9 protein-coding genes are annotated in these 19973 nt (G+C 41.9%); 5 read left to right on the top strand and 4 right to left on the bottom strand.

All coding sequences use genetic code 11. The features are described from left to right. Positions 1-91 precede the first annotated feature (91 nt). Positions 92-1273 carry a vWA domain-containing protein gene (locus IR083_RS08880; protein WP_194223998.1) on the bottom strand — a complete coding sequence of 394 codons (1182 nt, stop codon included), beginning with the start codon at positions 1271-1273 and terminating at the stop codon, positions 92-94. A gap of 157 nt (positions 1274-1430) precedes the next feature. On the opposite strand from IR083_RS08880, the gene IR083_RS08885 reads away from it, so the two are divergent. Both IR083_RS08885 and IR083_RS08890 read left to right on the top strand, forming a co-directional pair. Then, a complete protein-coding gene (locus tag IR083_RS08885) occupies positions 1431-3236 on the top strand; it encodes a histidine kinase (RefSeq protein WP_194223999.1) in 1806 nt (601 codons plus the stop codon). Then, positions 3233-3991, top strand: a complete 759-nt coding sequence (locus IR083_RS08890; RefSeq protein ID WP_006798869.1) for a LytR/AlgR family response regulator transcription factor — start codon at positions 3233-3235, stop codon at positions 3989-3991. The genes IR083_RS08885 and IR083_RS08890 overlap by 4 nt, the downstream gene beginning before the upstream one ends. A 26-nt stretch (positions 3992-4017) precedes the next feature. Here IR083_RS08890 and IR083_RS08895 read toward each other — a convergent pair whose 3' ends face one another. From IR083_RS08895 to IR083_RS08905, 3 genes are all read right to left on the bottom strand, one after another. Then, the gene (locus IR083_RS08895) at positions 4018-5247 is read right to left on the bottom strand and encodes a glycoside hydrolase family 71/99-like protein (RefSeq protein WP_242052391.1); all 1230 of its coding nucleotides are present in this window, start codon (positions 5245-5247) and stop codon (positions 4018-4020) included. A gap of 101 nt (positions 5248-5348) precedes the next feature. Further along, positions 5349-7790 carry a glycosyl hydrolase family 95 catalytic domain-containing protein gene (locus IR083_RS08900; protein WP_194224001.1) on the bottom strand — a complete coding sequence of 814 codons (2442 nt, stop codon included), beginning with the start codon at positions 7788-7790 and terminating at the stop codon, positions 5349-5351. 680 nt (positions 7791-8470) lie between these two features. After that, entirely contained in the window at positions 8471-11047 is a 2577-nt protein-coding gene (locus IR083_RS08905; protein WP_194224002.1) for a hypothetical protein, read from the bottom strand. Positions 11048-11302: 255 nt separating this feature from the next. Between IR083_RS08905 and IR083_RS08910 the strand changes: the two genes are divergently transcribed. The 3 genes from IR083_RS08910 (at position 11303) to IR083_RS08920 (ending at position 19961) form a co-directional block, all read left to right on the top strand. Further along, positions 11303-13519, top strand: a complete 2217-nt coding sequence (locus IR083_RS08910) for a glycoside hydrolase family 3 C-terminal domain-containing protein (protein ID WP_194224003.1) — start codon at positions 11303-11305, stop codon at positions 13517-13519. Between the two features lie 1392 nt (positions 13520-14911). After that, a complete protein-coding gene (locus IR083_RS08915) occupies positions 14912-16657 on the top strand; it encodes a PL29 family lyase N-terminal domain-containing protein (protein ID WP_044215529.1) in 1746 nt (581 codons plus the stop codon). A 112-nt stretch (positions 16658-16769) separates the two neighbouring features. Next, on the top strand, positions 16770-19961 hold the full coding sequence (locus tag IR083_RS08920; protein WP_006798875.1) for a SusC/RagA family TonB-linked outer membrane protein: 3192 nt from the start codon (positions 16770-16772) through the stop codon (positions 19959-19961). Positions 19962-19973 lie beyond the last annotated feature (12 nt).

Consider the following 19973-nt stretch of genomic DNA (forward strand, 5'->3'; position numbering starts at 1 on the left):
CCTATCATAAAAACAAAAAACTAATGGATTTGTTTAACTCTTCAGTATTTGCATCGGTATAGTTTTGCTCCGGTACAGCGCCGACAGATCATTATTTACTTATAGTATAACCCTTCTGATTGGCAAATGCAAGAACGGATTCGTTAATAGCCTTGCCTAGGTCGTCGCTGGTACCATCGTTTTTCAGTTGCTTGTCTATATAGTCCTGTCGTTTTTTTGCCAGTTCGCTTATTTCTTTTTGTATAGCGGTTCTTTCGGCTTCTTTTCCGGCAATTACCTTTTGTATTTCAACCTTTGATTTATTCTGCAATTCTTCCGGAAGATCAGATTGCCTTATATTATCCAGGGCATCTTTGTCTTCTTTAACCCTATCCACCAAGTCCCAGCTACTATTCTTATAAACGCCTGCCGATTTACTCACCGCCCGTTCTGCCATATTCGACCTCGATATGGACTTCGCATTCACATCCTGAACGGCCTGCATTTCTTTCCGTGCAAAACCATTGTGTCCATATCCTAAATAAGTCGCGTTCAGCCGATCGTTACAAGTACTTATTCTGTCATCGTAAGGAGTATCGTAATAGCGTACTCTCACATTATGGTCGATATTGAAAAACTTCCCTTTTCCCCTTATAGCGGCATCACGCCACATTCCCTGAACACCTGAGCTATGATTGCCGCAATGTATTGTATTCACAAATATATCCTTGCCCAAAGCTCGGTCTATAGCAGATTTATAAGAAATACGCCCTTGAGTGAAAGGTTCATTACCCGCGATATAGATAAGCTTCATATCCGATGTGTTTCTGCCCCAGTCCAGCACTTCTACGGCTTTATTTATCACTGCCCCGCAATATTCGTCTCCTCCGTAGGTGGTCAGAGCAAATAGCTTTTGAGAAATCAGATCGAGATCGGTAGTCAGAGGTGTTACCTGGCGGATATAGTCGCTTGTGCGTATACCGTCGTTACCATATTCATACAAAGCAATTTCTATGTGGGGAGCTTTCCCTTCGTACCGCAGTGTGGTAAGTGTATTCACTATGTTCCATAAACGAGACTTGGCCTGTTCAATCAGTCCGTCCATACTGCTCGATGTATCGAGTAGAATAGCAACTTGTATTTTCGTCCCCCTATTCATTTCATTATCAGTTGCAGGTACAGACAATTCAGAATTGTGTTTCTGTTCTCTATTTTCGGCTGTTGCTGAGGAACAACCGACAGCCATTGCGACAAAAGTAAATAACACTGAGCTTAATAGTACAAACTTTTTCATATCATTGTGTTTTAATTGGTTTCTTTGCTCAAATGTATTATGATAAGAATTAACAATCGTGGAAAAATGGGTGAACGGTCATTTTGAATTGGTGAACCATAAGGTATAAATGTTTTAAAAGTATTTACTTTACAATCTCAATCAAACACAACAGCTTATGCATATCAGATATATACTTATACTCCTTCTTATCCTGATCTCAGCACCAGGTTGGGCGCAGCAGCCGAAGAGCGCATCCAAGCAATCGAGAGAGAATATACGGATACAGGAGGTTTTCAAAGCCATAGAAGAAGGCAAGTCCGATATGGAAGTAGCCGAAAGCTATGAGAAGCTGGCAAAAGAACTGTCCGAAAAAGGAGAATATGCAAAAGCCGAAGATTACCTGACAAGAGCTAAACGAATATACCAGGTCCGCAGAGAAAAGGAGAAACTGGCTGCTGTGGAACGGGAACTGGCAAAAGTTCAGGAAGCACAGGATAAGAGATATGATGCCTTTCTTAACTTTGGTTCTGCACAGGCAAACACCTCCAACAAAAAGATGCAGCAAATCAATTCCAATGATATGTATCGTGTGCAGAACTACAACAATCCGGCTGTACAATCGGGATATATACAACAGAATATACTGCTGGCCGAAGAACTGGACAGCAAGGATGATAAAGTCCTTGCCTACCGGCAAATGGCACAAGTGAACAAAGATATGGACAATGCTCCCGAAGCAATCAGAAACCTCGAGAAAGCCTTGGTCACTGTCCAGGGCCAGCCGGAAGCATCCATGCAGATACGGCAGGATATAGCCAGCACCTATGCCTCCGACAACCAGATAGGAAAAGCAATAGAAATAAACAAGGATCTGGTAGCAGAAGCCAAAGAAACGAACAACCCCAAAGCCGAGATCAAGCAACTGCAAGCCCTATCGGAAAATTACCTCGAGGCGAATAAGTTGACCGAGGGTGTATCCGCCTTGCAACAGGCATACAGCCTCGCCATAGATAACGGACAGACCATAGAAGCCAAAAACAGCCTTGAGTTGCTCGTAGAACAATATCAGAGGATGCGTCAACCCCAGAAAGCCCTGGATGCTTATTCCGACTTCATGAAGAAGCTCGAAGGCCTTGTAAAGAACGACAGTACGCTGCTGGACGAAAGATTCTTTCACGTACAGGAGGAGAAAATACTCCGGCTGGAAAAAGAACGGGCGCTAAAAGATGAACTTATATCCAGAACCAATAGGTTCAACTATGTACTACTCATAGCCATTGTGCTTATACTCATCTCACTCGTCTTTATAGCCAAAGCCCTCTATTCCATCAAGAAGAAGAATAAGCGGATAGCCCTGCAATCGCTGCGCAGGGAAATGAATCCCCACTTCATTTTCAACAGTCTCAATAGTGTGAATCAGTTCATTGCACAAAATAACGAACTGGAAGCCAACAAATACCTGTCTTCCTACTCCAAGCTGATGCGCAATATCATGGAAACTTCAAACAAGGACTTCATTCCGTTGGCTACCGAGATGGAGCAGATGAAGGAGTACCTCGATCTGGAATACATGCGCTTTCACGACAAGTTCACCTATAAGATGGAAATAGACAATTCGCTGGATGCCGATTCCCTGTTCATTCCCAATATGCTGATACAGCCGCAGCTGGAAAATGCCATCTGGCACGGGCTACGCTACAAAGATAGTATGGGACTGCTCACCCTGACCGTTAAGCCCGACGGTAATCATCTGAAAGTCGTCATCGAAGATAACGGCATCGGACTCACAAAAAGCAAGGAGCTAAAAACCAGGCACCAAAAAGAACACCGTTCCCGCGGACTGAATAATACACAGGAACGCATCAACCTGCTAAACAGCCTGTACCATACCGACATATCAATTTCCATCACCGAGAAGGAAGGGACGGAAAGCGGAGTGATAGTCAGGTTATTATTCCCTTTAATGAACAAGAACCTATGAACACACTGCAAAGAATAAAGAGCGTAATAGTAGAGGATGAGCCCGCCGCCCGGGAAGCCCTGAAAAACTATCTGGCAAAATACTGTCCGCAAATAGAAGTGATAGGCGAAGCATATAACTGTAAGGATGCCATACCCCTTCTTCACGATCTGGAACCGCAACTTGTATTTCTCGATGTGGAAATGCCGTTCGGTAATGCCTTCGATGTACTTGAAGGCTGTAAAGACCTCTACTTTGAGACGATATTCGTCACGGCTTTTTCCGAATACTCTTTGCGGGCGTTGAACCAAAGCGCGGCATACTATCTCCTGAAACCCGTAAGTATCGAGGAACTGATATTAGCCGTAAACAAAGTTCAGCAGCACATCATCAACAAGGAAGTCTTCAACCGCAACAAAATACTGGTAGAGAACTTCCGCGAAACCAAGCCGGAAAAACAACAGGTCATACTACCTACTCTCGAAGGCTTCGAAGTGGTGAAGATGGAGGATATCATCCGCCTGCAAGGCAACGGAAACTTCACCGATATCTACCTGAAAGATAAGAGCAAGAAGATGGTTTGCCGGTTCCTCAAGCATTTCGGCGAGATATTGCCCTACCCTTTCATCCGCATCCATAAGTCACACATCATAAACTTCAACTTTGTAAAGTCATATCACAAAAACTCCGGCGGATATGTGACTCTGGAAGATGGTACGGAGATCGAAATATCATCCAGCTATAAGGAAGATTTCCTCAGATTCTTTAAAGCATAGGTATAGAGCCTGCTTAATCAATCCTACTACCGGGAATCCCTTTTCGGCATCGGGATACTCAATGGCTTTTGTCTTTTCAGCATCTTAGACGCTTCACCTGTAAGCCAGAGATAATGATCGGAAGGCACTCCTTCCATCCCCACGAACTTAGCGATATCACTTACCGGAGGGTTGTCACTGCATTTGAATATTGCCGTCCCTTCATTTACCTCATCGAACATAGCCGCATAGATCATACCGGCGCCCGCATTGATAGCAGTAGATATCTGCTGCCAGTAGAAACGTCCCCCTTGGCGTGGTATAGACCCGGAGGGCTTTATATCATCGGGAAATTCAAAACGGCTGAGATTATGCCAACTGAATCCCGGGGTCACACAAGGTACATAATCGATATTGTTATTTTTACACCACTCCATATCACCTATTATCAGGTCGCGGAAACGGTCCATATCGTTATGCAAAAGCGGTGTAAAGCGCTGGACAGTCCAAGGGAGAACGATGTCGGCCTGTTTGATTATCGTATGTAAATAGGGGTCCGGGATACAATCGGCAGTCAGTTCGCGCCAAAACGTCGGTACCCCCAGCATAACACTGCAACCTCCATATTCAGGATCATTTTTCAGAAAATCGATGAAGCGCTCAATACCTATATCGCGAATATTATAAGGTCTGTCGGGAAATCCGATACCCCAGATGGCCACAAGAGGTTTCCCGTTGAAAAATAAATATGTCTGATTTCCTTTCTGGTTTGTCACCCTTATGGAATCTACAAGGTACTTCCAGTCTTCTATCAGGCTGGAACAATCTTCTCCCGATCTTTTCAATCCTGACAGGTCGTACATAATAGCTACAGCACGCTGATATTTAGATGCAGCCTCAAACGCGTTTCTGATTACCGTAGTCGGAGCCTCCCCTCTGGCTTTTGGCTGAGCAGAATGAAAGAAACGTTGCATAAACACACCGTCTACACCATATTCCTGCATCCATTTGAAATGCAAATCTATTGTACTTTTGTCCGTAGAACTGAAAAAGCGTGCTGTGGAACCATCCGCGTGCTTCAATCCTGTAGGATATGTCTTTTCATACTCACTCACATCCGGCCACATATCTATGCGGACTTGTTTTTCATCGGGATACATCACTCCATCGGCCGGTGCCCTGAACCATCCCTGATAACCTGCCATAATCAGGCCTTTATAGCTTGGATACTGTGTTTTAGCAGAGTGCTTGTTTGTCTGGGCTGTAATCTTATTCATAAAAAGGCAGGATAAGATTATCACAGACAGAATAATTCGCTGATTCATTATATTTTAGTTTTATATATTAAATAATTATTTAAATTTTAATGATTTAGTCCTTATTTCATACCTCTCTTAAATGTATATGCCTGCCCCTGCCGCGTATCCACGTCATACTCGTATATCTTATACAGCAACGGATACTGAGCGTTTATCTCTTTGGAGACCAGAGGTTCCTTTATTTGTGCAGTTCCGTACAGCGGATTTGGATTTACTCCCTTAGCCTCTGACAGTCCCGCACCTGTCAATGGCACGTAAGAACGCAGGCGCATATTCCCTCCCAATTTAGATAATACCGAGACAGTCAAAAGTTCCCCGTTGTCCCACTCCATAGAAACTTCGAAACCGCCGCGAGCCATCAGCCCTTTCACTGCACCCTTTTTCCATGCATCAGGCAGGGCAGGAAGCAGATGGAGCGCTCCATCGTGGCTTTGCAATAACATTTCGGCCACTCCGGCAGTGAATCCGAAATTACCGTCGATCTGGAAAGGCGGGTGCGCGTCGAACAGGTTCGGATATGTACGCCCGTCGTTATTTCCCGGCTCTACAAGCGATAGCATATTGGATATAATCTTATATGTATGGTTCCCATCCAGCAAACGCGCCCAGAAATTTATCTTCCAGCCTATCGACCACCCCGTAGCCATATCGCCACGGTAAAGCAACGAATTCTTTGCGGCCTGAAACAATGCAGGATGCGAATAAGGTGATATCTGGTTGCTCGGATACAACCCATACAGATGCGACACATGGCGATGGTCATTCTTTGGGTCGTCTACGTCATCGAGCCACTCCTGTAACTGATTGTATTTGCCTATCTGCATAGGGGCAAGACGTGAAATCATATCTTCCAGCCTTTTTTCATATGCATTATCGGCCAGTTGCAAAGCCCTGGATGCGTTCAATGCATCACTCAGTACATCGAATACTATCTGATTGTCCATCGTAGACCCGGCCGTGATGCTTGTCCCCGTTCCCGGAGGTCCTTGTTCGGGCGAAGTGGAAGGAGCCGATACCATCCATTTATATTTCGGATGCTCTACAAGGAAATCCAAAAAGAAATCGGCCGCACCTTTCAGCACAGGATACACTTCGCTCAGGAATGCCTTATCGCCCGTATAGAGGTAATGCTGCCACATATGACGGCTAAGCCATGCCCCGCCGTTAGGCCACATCCCGTAAAAAGCACCGTCCACAGGTCCGGTCGTACGCCAGATGTCCGTATTGTGGTGTGTAACCCATCCATTGGCATTGTACATTACTTTTGCTGTCTCTTTACCCGTTTCGGCTATTTCTTTCACCATTTCGAACAATGGAAAATGTGTTTCGCTCAGGTTGGTCACCTCGGCAGGCCAGTAATTCATCTCGGTATTGATGTTGATAGTGTACTTGCTATCCCAGGGTGGTACAAGCTGATCGTTCCATATACCCTGCAATGTCGAAGGCTGACCTCCCGGTTGTGACGAACTGATAAGCAGATAGCGTCCAAACTGGAAAAGCAGTGTTACAAGGTTCTGGTCTTTACCATCCTTAAAGTTCCGCACACGGCTATCGGTTTCGTCGTTCATTCTTTCGGAAGTACCCAGATCCAGCTCAACACGGTTAAACTGCTTCTGATAATACTTTATATGGTCGGTCAACGCGGTCTGATACGGTTTGGTAAGTGCGGACTTCAATATTGTTTCTGCTTTTCTGGCCTCATTACCGCTTACATTCTTATAGTCTATAAAATTAGTGGCGATGGATATGTATATTGTCGCCGTATTGGCGTTTTTCACAACGATATTATCTTTTCTGGCTTTTACCGTTCCGCCCTCCGTTTTTATTTCGGTCTGGTTTTCGAACCTTACCACTCCTTTTATACCTTCATGATCAGAGCCTGTACCTTTCAGCACCAGCCTGTTGCCCTTTACTGATACAGAATAGCCTTTCACCTGAGAATCATATGATGCGGAGAAGTTAATACTGTTCGCCTTATCTGCCGTAATACGCATAATAATCACATTATCGGTAAACGAAGTGAAAACTTCACGGGTATATGTTACACCATCTACAGCATACCGGGTAGTTGCTACCGCCGTTTTTAGATCCAGATTGCGCGAGTAATCCGAGTAATTGTCATGCCCGGTGAAGTCAAGATACAAGTTTCCGATTGTCTGATACGGCATGCCATTGTGAGGCGTCCGCATCGTTTTGTCCAATAATGCCTCTGCTTCTTTTTCCTTCCCTGCAAAAATAAGACTCCTGACTTCATTCAGTGAGCCTAGCAAAGCGGGGCTATCGTTCCGGTGCGGGCCTCCGCCCCACATTGTTTCTTCGTTCAGTTGCAGGCGCTCCCGTGCCGGACTGCCAAAAACCATCGCTCCCAACCGCGAGTTTCCTAAAGGCAAGGCTTCTACCCATTCTTTTGCGGGACGTTTATACTGTAATTTGATATCACCGGCCTGAACGGTAAGGATGCTCAGCGCGAAAAACATGAATAATCCAAATTTCTTTCTCATGGTATTATTTAAGTATTGGTTATTTCCGGGAACAAAATAAAGCCGACCGTATTAACGGGAGAGTTAAAAACATATTAATAATGTATTAAAAATACGGTTCGACATCATATTTTTTTCAAAAGGTAACAAAGGTTACACTTGTTTCAGTTAACAATATTCTCTCGCAAAGATGCTAAGGGGGCAAAGTCCAACCTATCATCATATTTACATTTTTTAACCATACTCAGTTAAAATCTGACACATCTGACAGCTTTTCCTTTGTTTTTATCTAGTCATCTTTGCATCCGTTAACTATACATAGTTAAAAAGTAACAAAAGTAACAGTTTTTAGCCTTTGTGCCCTTTGTGACTCCCTTCGTGTACTTAGTGGTTAAAACTCTTTACCACAAGGGACACAAAGGTTTACACAAAGAACACTATATAAAAGGTAACTTTTCAGTTAACAGTTAATAATTAGAACTCCTTCATACTTACTACTCAATACTTACTACTTAAAAAGGTAACAAAGGTAACACTATTTCTACCTATTACTTTTTACTCTCTCTGTAAGGTGGGGGAAACAACGTTCGGCGGAGCCAATTTGGGGGCCATTAATCTTTCAAAGAACTATCAGCCAACTGCTAAAAGCTGTCAGCTAACATATAGATAAAATTATTTTTAGTTAAGAAGGAAAAGGAGACTCAATCTTCGATATTATTCCGGCTTATAACATCTGTAAGGGAGTACTTATATTTCGAGCCCAGCAGATTATAGTATTCTTTACAGAAATTGTCGTAAATGCTTTTCGCAATTCCTTTCTTACCCGAATTGAACAATATAGAGCATTTGAGGTATAATGCTTCTTCATTTATATAATCGTGGAGGAATAAAGTATCGGCAATCTTAAGTTTCAGGTCATCAGTGAGCTTATAATAATTGCTCTGCGATAGTTCGGTCAATATATCTATTGTCATATTAGAAAAATCACTTTTGAATCCGTCTACCCAGTCAGCTTCTGTGTTTGGTAACAATACTCCCCTAAGCAATAGTTCGAGCAGCCTGTCTATATTTGTCTGATCGGGTGAAGCATTTTCTTTTATTATACCAAACAACCGCATCGCCTCTGTATAATCACACATGATACCTTCATTCAATTTTATACTCCAAAAGCCATTTTGGTTTATAATTTCTGCATTTCCTACATTTTCGAGTATTGCACGCAACTTACTAAGATAGACGTTTCTGTTGTTTTTAGCAGACTCTTCATTCTTATCAAACCAAAGCAACTGAATCAGCTTCTTCCCCGATATACCTTTTTCATCCCTCTCTGTACTAAGAATGAGCAACACCAGCAAGTATTTCAGCATCGGCGTAAACTGGCCTGTTATATTCTGTCCATTTTTATCCATTACCAGGAAGCCCCCAAGAAAACAAACCGATCGCCGGGAGAAATCATAGTACTGAACCTCGGGCTCCTTCACTTTTGTCTCACTTACAGCAGATGTTATAATGCGCTGAGATGGAGCCATTATCTTTTTTCCGGTTTTTCTTTTAAATGTTCCACTTTTAATTAAAAAATAGATCGGAAGAATAAGTACAAATATAAGTCCCAGAGCTATTACAACAATCATCCACACGGAAGATGGCGAAGCCGGCTCTTCTATTGGCTGAGTAACCTGTATCTCGCTTAGAGCGATTGGCGGATAATTAAGTGAATAAATCGCAACTTCAGCCGACTTATCTGTTTTTATTTTATTTATCAATAGATAAAATTTATTATCGGCCTTGGAATAATATAGCTTCATATATAAATAGTGAGCCGTAAGATCTTCGTGTATAGGAAAAGACATAGCTTCAAATCCCGCAATATCTTTCTTAAGCCTCATTAATGTGCCGCCATTTTGGCTTGTAAATACATAAAAACAATCTTCTTTCTCATCATAAATCATATTCTCACCGGGAAGAAATTCCAACTCGGGTGCCGGCGTCTCCATTTCCCACAGTTTATTTGTCTGTTCTGTCAGGAGATTAACCGAATAAAAATCGTAATAATTACGGGGAGATAATTCCTGTCGTCCTGTTTTATTACCCCATCCTCCATAGATATACAAGGTATTGTTTACAATAACGGTTGAAGAAGAATGCCGGGGGGAAATATCTGGCAAAGTAGACTTTTTTATAGATTTCCGGCTCGGGTCTAAACGGAGTAATTCATTGTTATATTTATAAAAGCCATAACCTCCAAAAGACACCAATGAAGAATCGGAAGGCGAAAAAGAAACTGAGTTATTCCAGTAGGCATGTTCCAAAAGCGATTTTGTATTGTTTTCCCACGATTCGGAAACCGGATTGAATACGGATACTATGTTCTCATCGAGATTATAGGAAAATAGCTTGTTCGAAACAGGGTTGTAGAATAACTGATTAGGAGCATTGGCAGCTATTATTCCGCTTTTCACAGCTATTATATTTTCTTTCCTTTTATCGGCATCGAAAGTGATAAGCTCTTTAGAATCGGGGGAAGCAATATAAATTACCCCCTGATTCGGATTGAAGGCAAACAATGAATTCTCTTTAATATGTTTCGAATAGATTTTTTCCCAAGTTGCATAAATATCTATGATCCATCGTGGATTTGTAACTACTGCCGGTACCTGGGCTACAGAGTCGGGACTGTGCTTTTCATCGTGTTTCTCCAATTTCCAGTGCCTCAGTAGGTTTTTACCATTGAATATTTTTACATCCCGGATATTCACCGATGCTATATCATATAACATATATCCTTCAAATGGGCATAGGCCAAAAGAGACTTTCACCTCATTGGCACGTGATATCTGGTAAGGAACAGATAATTTAGTCTCCCCATACAATACAATGATTTCATTTTTCTCTGACGATAACGTTATACTTACCGATAGCCATTCATCGCAGATTATTTCTTTGGAAATCATGTAGACAGACTCATTTACCACAAGCATCGGATATCGCTTATCTCCCTCACCCACTGTAAATAATAAGTCTATATTTTCTTTCTTATCCGTAATCATCCTGAACACAACCCCAAACACATTGTCTTTGCGTACGCTCATATCAAATGTCATGGTTGTCTCATTGTGCAGCCTGATCGGTTGGTTATTCTCCAGTATCAGGGATGTTTTTTCCTGATCATTGAACGGGAATGACTTTATATATAAACCATAATCTATACTATCGGGTTGTGCAGCATTGATTAATACTGACAAGAAGAGAAATAAAATAGTAGAGAATAGTTTTTTCATTTAGATTTTTTGTGGAAGATAAATTGTATTTTTAAAACTGTAACAGAAGCTAACGATTGTAAAAATAATCTATTTCTTTTTTTATTCCAACTAAAAGATTTTAGTTTTCCGATAAATCACCTATTTTTAGTCTCATTCTTTTAAAATATAGAATATTAATCCTATTTTAATAGAAACATTAATGTTTGATTTCAGCTTTTATTAATGCCTTTTGCTTTATTTTGTATTTAATAAATATCTTAAAAAATCTTTATCATGAAAACTAAGGTACTCTTAATTCTCATTTTTTTTACATTTTCGGGCACTCTGATATTCGGTCAGCCATATCCTTTCCACGATACAAAGCTGTCTACAGACAAACGGGTATCTGATTTGGTATCGCGTCTGACTTTAGAAGAAAAGGTATTGCAAATGCTCAACAATACCCCGGCCATAGAACGGCTCAACATCCCGGCTTATAATTGGTGGAACGAATGCCTGCATGGCATTGGGCGCACAGAATACAAAGTAACTGTTTTTCCCCAAGCCATAGGGATGGCTGCTGCATGGGATGCCAGGTTACTAAAAGATGTAGCAAATGCTATTTCTGACGAAGGACGTGCAATATACAATGATGCTTCGGCAAAAGGAAACTATTCTATATACCATGGTCTGACATATTGGACTCCTAATGTAAATATATTCCGTGATCCTCGTTGGGGACGCGGGCAGGAAACATATGGAGAAGATCCTTACCTGACAGGGGCTTTAGGCAAGTCATTTGTCGCCGGACTACAAGGTGACGACTCCAAATACCTAAAAGCTGCCGCCTGTGCAAAACATTATGCGGTACATAGTGGCCCGGAGAATACCCGCCATACATTTAACACCTTTGTTACCACATTCGACTTGTGGGATACGTACCTTCCTGCATTCCGCGATTTGGTTGTAGATGCTAAAGTAGCAGGCGTGATGTGTGCATATAATGCATTTAGCGGAGAACCGTGTTGCGGGAACAATCTGCTAATGCAGGAAATATTGAGAGATAAATGGGGCTTCACAGGATATGTAACATCCGATTGCGGCGCTATCGACGATTTTTACCGTCATCATAAGACACATCCTGATGCTAAATACGCTGCTGCCGATGCGGTATATAGCGGAACTGACATCGACTGCGGCAATGAAGCATACAAAGCTCTTGTAGATGCCGTGAAAACCGGGCTTATTACAGAGGAACAAATAGATATATCTTTAAAGCGCCTATTCGAAATACGTTTCAGACTGGGAATGTTCGATCCTGTAGAAGATGTAAAATTCTCAAAAATTCCACTTTCGGTACTGGAATCACAACCTCATAAGGATTTAGCCCTTAAAATAACGAGAGAATCAATCGTGTTATTAAAGAATGAGAATAACTTTCTACCGCTAAGTAAGAAGTTGAAGAAAGTAGCTGTTATCGGACCTAATGCAGACAATGAAGTATCAGTGCTGGGTAACTACAATGGCTTCCCTACACAGATAATAACTCCTTACAAAGCTATCAAGAACAAACTGAAAAATACAGAGGTGATTTATGAAAAAGGTATTGACTTTGTAAAACCGTCGGAAAACAGCAAAGAGGAAATCGCAGCTCTGGCCAAACGTTTGAAAGGAATGGACGTAGTCATATTTGCCGGAGGTATATCTCCGGAACTGGAAGGTGAAGAAATGCCTGTCAAAATAGAAGGATTTACAGGAGGTGACCGTACCAGCATAAAACTGCCGAAAATACAGACAGAACTGATGCAGGCGTTAAAAGCAGAAAGAATTCCGACTGTCTTTGTTATGATGACCGGAAGTGCTATCGCTGCCGAATGGGAATCACAAAACGTACCTGCAATATTAAATGCCTGGTATGGGGGACAGGATGCAGGAACAGCCATTGCAGATGTTCTTTTCGGAGATTATAACCCTTCGGGAAAATTACCTGTGACATTCTATACAAAAGACAGCGACCTGCCTGCATTCAATTCTTATGAAATGAAGAACAGAACCTATCGTTATTTTGACGGACAGGTACTTTATCCGTTCGGTTATGGATTAAGCTATACCAAGTTTGAATACTCCCCTATACAAATGCCTGCAAGTATAAAAGCAGGTGAAAACATGGAAGTTTCCATCACTGTAAAAAACACAGGAAAGACAGATGGAGAAGAAGTAGTCCAACTATATATATCCCACGACAATAACGGTACAAACAGACAATTACCGTTATATGCGCTGAAGAGCTTCGAAAGGATATCCCTGAAGGCGGGAGAAAGTAAAAGTGTAACATTCAAATTATCGCCAAGAGAAATGGCTCTGGCAGACGAAGATGGTGTATTAAAAATGACTAAAGGAAAAAGCAAGCTATATATCGGAGGAACTTCTCCTACAAAAACAAGTGCGGAAAAATTACCTCTTGTCGAAACTCAGTTTGAGATAACAGGAAATGATTACATAATTGATTAAAAGAGATATCTATTCATAGATAATCTTTTCTATACGCACATAATGGGGGTGGATAAACATTCGGCTAAGACGAAATGTTATCCACCTCTTATTATATCTTCAAGCTATATTATCTAACATGTCAAGATCAACAAACGTAATACTTATTATACCTTTATTATCCGTACCTGCCTCGTCACCAGCCAAAGAAGAGAAGCTTACAATACCAGACCTTAACAAATTTACATGTATTAATTTATTAATGCGAATCAGTAGTTGAGATTTAATGTTCTATTTTTTTCAGCTGCACTTCGTTCCGCTTAAATGTTCATTTTGGCATTGCCCAAAACGAACCAAAAGGCTAGCGCTTCGCTCCTCGGCGACCCAAAACCGTTTCGTCGGCTGAATCAAACACATGGGCTATAGCCCCGTTTGATTCTACGCCGCCTGCAACGGATTGGGTACCCCGCCTGCGTCACTAATGCGCAAGGGCTGACGCACGCGGGGCTAAAGCCTGAAAAGACCCTGTCTTGTCGCCGCATTGCGATTCCGGCCTCATTCCGCAGGCGGGGTACCCAATCCGTAAAGCGGAGGTGTAGGGCAAAATAGGATAGCTGCTATACACGGCTGATAATCCGTCTATAGATAATTCCGTATTATTTTGCCCCACCGGAGCTGCGGTGTTGGGTCACCGGAGGGATGCAGCCTTGATTTTTTGTTTCGTTTTGCATCAAGGCAAAATGAAAAACAAGCCGGACGGCGCGTTAGATAAAAATAGAACAATTTTATACTACAATAGTTACTTGAACTACTGATTGGCATAATTAATAAACTTTCATAAAATACCGAATCGGTTTAATCCCTATTCTCATTATTTAATTTACTTCCATATTCAAAAGCATCAGTTATCTCCTGAATTAATGAAACCCTTATGAATAAAAGGTTTAAAAGCCTAAATTATAGAAATTTTAATGGCTCTATTAATGTTATTTTTAGAAAAATATTAATATATGTTATATAAATTTGCCTACACTCAAGTACTATTAAAATTAATTATATAAACATGAAAAATACATTAAATACCTCTTGAACACAAAAGAAGATCCGGATCCGTGTATATTTATATAACCATAGGTGTAAGACAGCATAGGCCTAATCCATTTGATATACAAATCCTCGAACCTAAACGATTATAATAACAATCTATGAGCAATAATTCCAGGGAAAAATACAAGCGGAAACAACCTGTTTTCGGCTTATAAAATCTTGTTTTGGAAACTTCGTATAGTTTTCCACGCAAATATTTGTTTTTCAGAAATTACTTAAATAAAAGATAAAGATTTCACAACAAAAGTTATCACTTAACTTAATCCTTATTTATCTATGAATAAACCATTTAACTCCTATTTATGTATGAACAAACGATTTTTAAATGTGCTCCTATGTGGAGTCATGCTTTTTTCAACAGGTATTTTCTCATCATGTGGTGAAGACGTCGATGACCTGAAATCAAGAGTATCAGTATTAGAAGTTGCAGTTGCAGATCTCAAAGATCAGCTGTCAAATGCAATGACAACCGGTGCAACCATTGTAAAGGTAGAAGAAGCCAATGGCACTTATACTTTAACTTTGAGTGATGGTAAAGTTATTACAATTAAACCGGGTACCGGTAGCGGAGCAAATATTACTGTAGAAAAAAATGAGAAAAATGTAATTATTACTGTGGATGAAACTGAATATGTACTTCCTATTGGTTCTGCCGTAAATTCATTAATTTACAGTCCTGAAACTACTGACGGTATCGTCAATATAGGTAATACAAGCATTACCGTAAACTTTTTGGCTACACCGGCTATCACTTCCGCTAATTTAGAGAGTGCCACTTTCGATATAGCAGAAGCCCACCAACTCAAAGTAGGAGGCAATGGCTTGTTCAAAGTCGACGGCGATGTAACGCTTGAGGGCGATTTCATTAAAGTTCCTATCAAAGCTCTTGGTGTAGAAGCGAGCAAATCGTATGCCGTGGCAATCTATATGACTATCAACGGTACTACGGCTATCAGCTCCAATTACTTTACCGTAAAAGTTTCCGACGACTATTCTTTCAATAGTGAAGAACTTGTTACCCCTACTTTCTCTAATGCAATTACTGACGCAACAGAAGTATCACCAGGCTTCTGGACAGCTACTCTACCCGAAACTGATGCTGTCAGCTTCCTGAATGAATTCAACTTCAATACACTTGTTTCCCTTCCTTCAATTAACGCGGCAGACCTGCGTTTCGAATTGGGAGTGAAAGCTAATCAGAATGGTAATGTGCAAGATAGGTATGACTTCTTAAAAAGTTGTCTAACCGCAAATGGCGCATGGAAAATGCAAGGCCGTCCAGGTTCAAACTTTAATAAAAAAGAAGGTGATGCAAAACCTGACGGTGTATTGATTAATGTCGTAGTTAACGATGTGATAAAAGCTAAAATATACTGGAAAGTCATTGATCCATTGGCAAATATTGATTTCCACGGTGGATTAGTGAATTTCAGTGAACACATGGAATACGGTAATCCTGGAGTTGACGGTACAGGCGTTGGCGAAGGTGAAGGAATCATCGTGAATCCGGGTGTAAACAGCATCGATTTGGCGAGAACTTTAATTGGAGGCAAACTGTCTTTGGTACATGGTAATGGCATGAAGTTCCTGAATGCTTTGAAAGCGTATTCAGTAAAATTGGGAGAGGAGGACTTAGTTATGAGCGATGGTACTAAATTGGTAGTGACTAACGTCGGCAAAAAATACACAAAATTCTCTCGTGGACTGAATTGGTTCAATATCCAAACATCAATCGCAAAATCACAACGCAGGAACTGGACGATGTCCGATGATGAAAAAAAGGCTCTCGCACAATCCGATTGTAATGGAGAAATTGTTACAGGTTGGGACGGACTTCCAGGTGAGGACATGACTGCAAAAGGCTTGAATATCACATCCGATGGTTTCTTCAAAACAACAACAGCTTATGGTGGATGGGCTCTTCGTGTAGGTATGGGACTCGAATTCGAATATGACTACGGAATGAAACCAATTAGTAACGGATGTTTGGTATTCCTTTGGATCAACCGTCGCACCAGTGCGGAGAACGTAGTAGATGTTGCTCCAAGATAATAATCTTTTGGATATATCATATATGAAATACTCTCTTCTCCCCGCATGGGGAGAGAGGTCTTTCTATCGCAAATAGAAATCATATTTCCGATTAATAATTTAAAATTATATCATGAAAGATAGTAACTCAAAAACATATGGAAAAAGCGCGTCGGCCTCGTGGAGGTTTATTATAGTCGCGTTTTTATGCCTCCTGGTGGCATTGCCTGCTTCAGCGCAGCTCCGGATGGTTCAGGGGATGGTCGTTGATGCCTCAGAAGAACCAGTCATCGGAGCCACTGTAACAGTCAATGGAAACGCTACCCGTGGTACAATGACCGACTTGGACGGTACTTTCAAAATAGAGGCATCGAAAGAAGAAAAACTGACAATCTCATTCATTGGCTATCAAACGGTTGTGGTAACAGCCGACAAAACTGACCTGAAAATCACATTACAGGAAAATAGCAAAGAATTGGAAGAAGTAGTCGTTGTAGGCTATGGTACACAAAAGAAGGTAACACTTACAGGTGCGGTTTCCGCGATAAACAGTAAAGAAATCGCTGTTACCAAGAATGAAAATGTGGTCAACATGCTTTCAGGTAAGATACCGGGTGTGCGCATCTCTCAGAATAGTTCGGCGCCAGGGGATTTTGACAGCAAAATTGACATCCGCGGTATGGGCGAACCTCTGATCGTAGTCGATGGAATTCCCCGTGATAAAGGATACTTTTCCCGTATGGATGCCAATGAAATAGAAAGCGTATCCGTATTGAAAGATGGTACGGCAGCTATTTATGGTGTTCGTGCCGCCAATGGCGTTATTCTGGTTACAACCAAGCGTGGTGATTCCACCAACGGCAAGTTTGACATCACGTTCTCTGCCAATTTAGGCTGGCAACAGTTCCTCTATGTACCCGAAACATCAAGTGCGACAGACCATATGTTGCTGACCAACGAAAAGAGATACAACGATTTTAACGGCAACTATCCCATTCGCACTACTCCTCAATATACCTGGGAAGAAATGCTGGAATACAGCACCGGCCGCAAAAAAAGCACTAACTGGAACGATGAGTTGTTCAAGAACAATGTACCACAATCTCAATACAACATCAGTATGGATGGCGGATCGGATAAAGTGAAGTATTTCTTCAATCTGGGCTACATCAAACAAGAAGGAGCATACAGAAGCGGTTCCCTGAACTATGACCGTTGGAACTTCCGAAGCAACGTGGACGCACAAATTACCAAACGGCTGAAAGCCGCGGTACAGTTGAGTGGTTATATGGATGAGAAGAACCAGCCACTCACCGATATATGGACAGTGTACAAAAAAGCGTGGAGCTATCGCCCAACGGCTGAAGCATGGCTGGATGGCGATCATAGTATGCCTGCTTTCAACGAGCAAATGCCGGTAGCAGGTTATATGGATAATCCTGTAGCTCAAACCAACAGTGATTTTGCCGGTTTCCGCCGCGAAAAACGGAATAACTTTAATGGTTCTTTGGCCCTGACTTATGATATTCCGGGCGTAGAGGGATTAAATGCGAAAGCATTCTATAGCTACGACTATTATTCTACAAATAATACAGAATACAAACGTACACACAATCTGTATCAACGGTTAGGAAATGGGACTATAGAACCTATCGTTCAGAATGCCGACAGTTATCTGAGACGACGCACCGATCCGGCTTATGGGACAGTAATGCAATTATCATTGAACTATGCCCATAAATTCGGCGATCACAACATCAACGCTATGGTGCTGTTCGAGGAGCAATACAATAACTATGATAACTTCTACGGGCAGCGTGACATGCTTCTCGATGGTGAGTACCTTATTTACGGTGAAGCCGAAGGCCAAACAGCGTTTTCCGACGGTGGCGGTATTTGGGATGTGGTTCGTCAAGCAGTTGTAGGAAGAGCTAATTATGACTACAAAGGCCGTTATATAGCAGACTTTGCTTTCCGTTACGATGGATCATCCCGTTTTCCGTCCGGGTCGCGTTGGGGATTCTTCCCTACAGCATCTCTCGGCTGGCGCATCAGTGAGGAGCCATTTATGAAAGAATGGATTTCATACTTAAACAACCTTAAGTTGCGTGGATCTTACGGACGAATGGGGGACGATGGCGGCGCAGGCAACTATCCTCCTACGGTAGTGGGTTATGAACTGAATGGCAGGAAACTCGGTTGGATTTATAACGGAGCTCTCATGGGCGGATTAACGCCTACGGCTATCCCAAATCCTGACCTAACCTGGTACACCATAGACACTTGGGACTTTGGTCTTGATTTCGACCTTTGGAACTCAAAACTCACAGGTACATTCGATGTATTCAAACGTAGCCGGAACGGACTGTTAGCAAGAAGCACATCCGTTATTCCAGGCACGGTAGGTGCTTCCATGCCTTTGGAAAATATCGAAAGTGATGAAACATTCGGTTGGGAAATCAGTCTGGGACATAATAACAAGATAGACGACATTACTTATTGGGTAAATGGTCAGATTTCAGCCACGAAGAATCGTTGGGATTATAGAATCGATTCTCCGGCACAAAACTCAATGGACAATTGGCGTCGTTGGCAGACATCCGGTCGTAACAAAGATATCTGGGCTACCTACAAGGAAGGGGGAAGATTCACCAGTTACGATCAAATCCGCTATCATAACACTACCGGAGGTAATTACGGCCAAGGTTCGCTGCCGGGAGACTATTGGTACGAAGACTGGAACGGTGATGGAGTTATTAACGACCAGGACAACCATCCGGTGGCTACTTACAACCTGCCGGTATTCAACTATGGTATCACAATGGGAGCCGCATGGAAAGGTGTAGACTTTTCTATGAACTGGCAAGGCTCAGCAGGTGTATACAATCAATACACTGAAGTATTTGCCGAAGTAGGTGCATTCGGAGGCGCTATTCTGGATATCTACAAGGACCGTTGGCATACAGCTAACGCGACAGATGATCCCTGGAACCCGAATACCCAATGGGAAGAGGGGCTCTACCCGGCTACCGGCCGTCCTTTTGGCTCAGGGACAACCGGTATTAAAAATACTTCATATATACGTCTGAAAACATTGGAAGTAGGTTATACACTACCCAAACCCTTGATTAGCAAAATGGGTATCAAAAACCTTCGTGTATACCTTAATGCCTACAACCTATTGACTATAACAGGATTGGACAATATTGACCCTGAGCGTCCGGGGGCTAAGGGAGGTTCCAATAATAATGATGAGCAAGGTGTTTTATTTTATAATTATCCGGTGAACCGCACCTTCAATGTAGGTGCTACAATTAAATTCTAACATGAAAGGACA

This window comes from Dysgonomonas sp. GY75 (assembly GCF_015234155.1).
GTDB lineage: Bacteria > Bacteroidota > Bacteroidia > Bacteroidales > Dysgonomonadaceae > Dysgonomonas > Dysgonomonas gadei.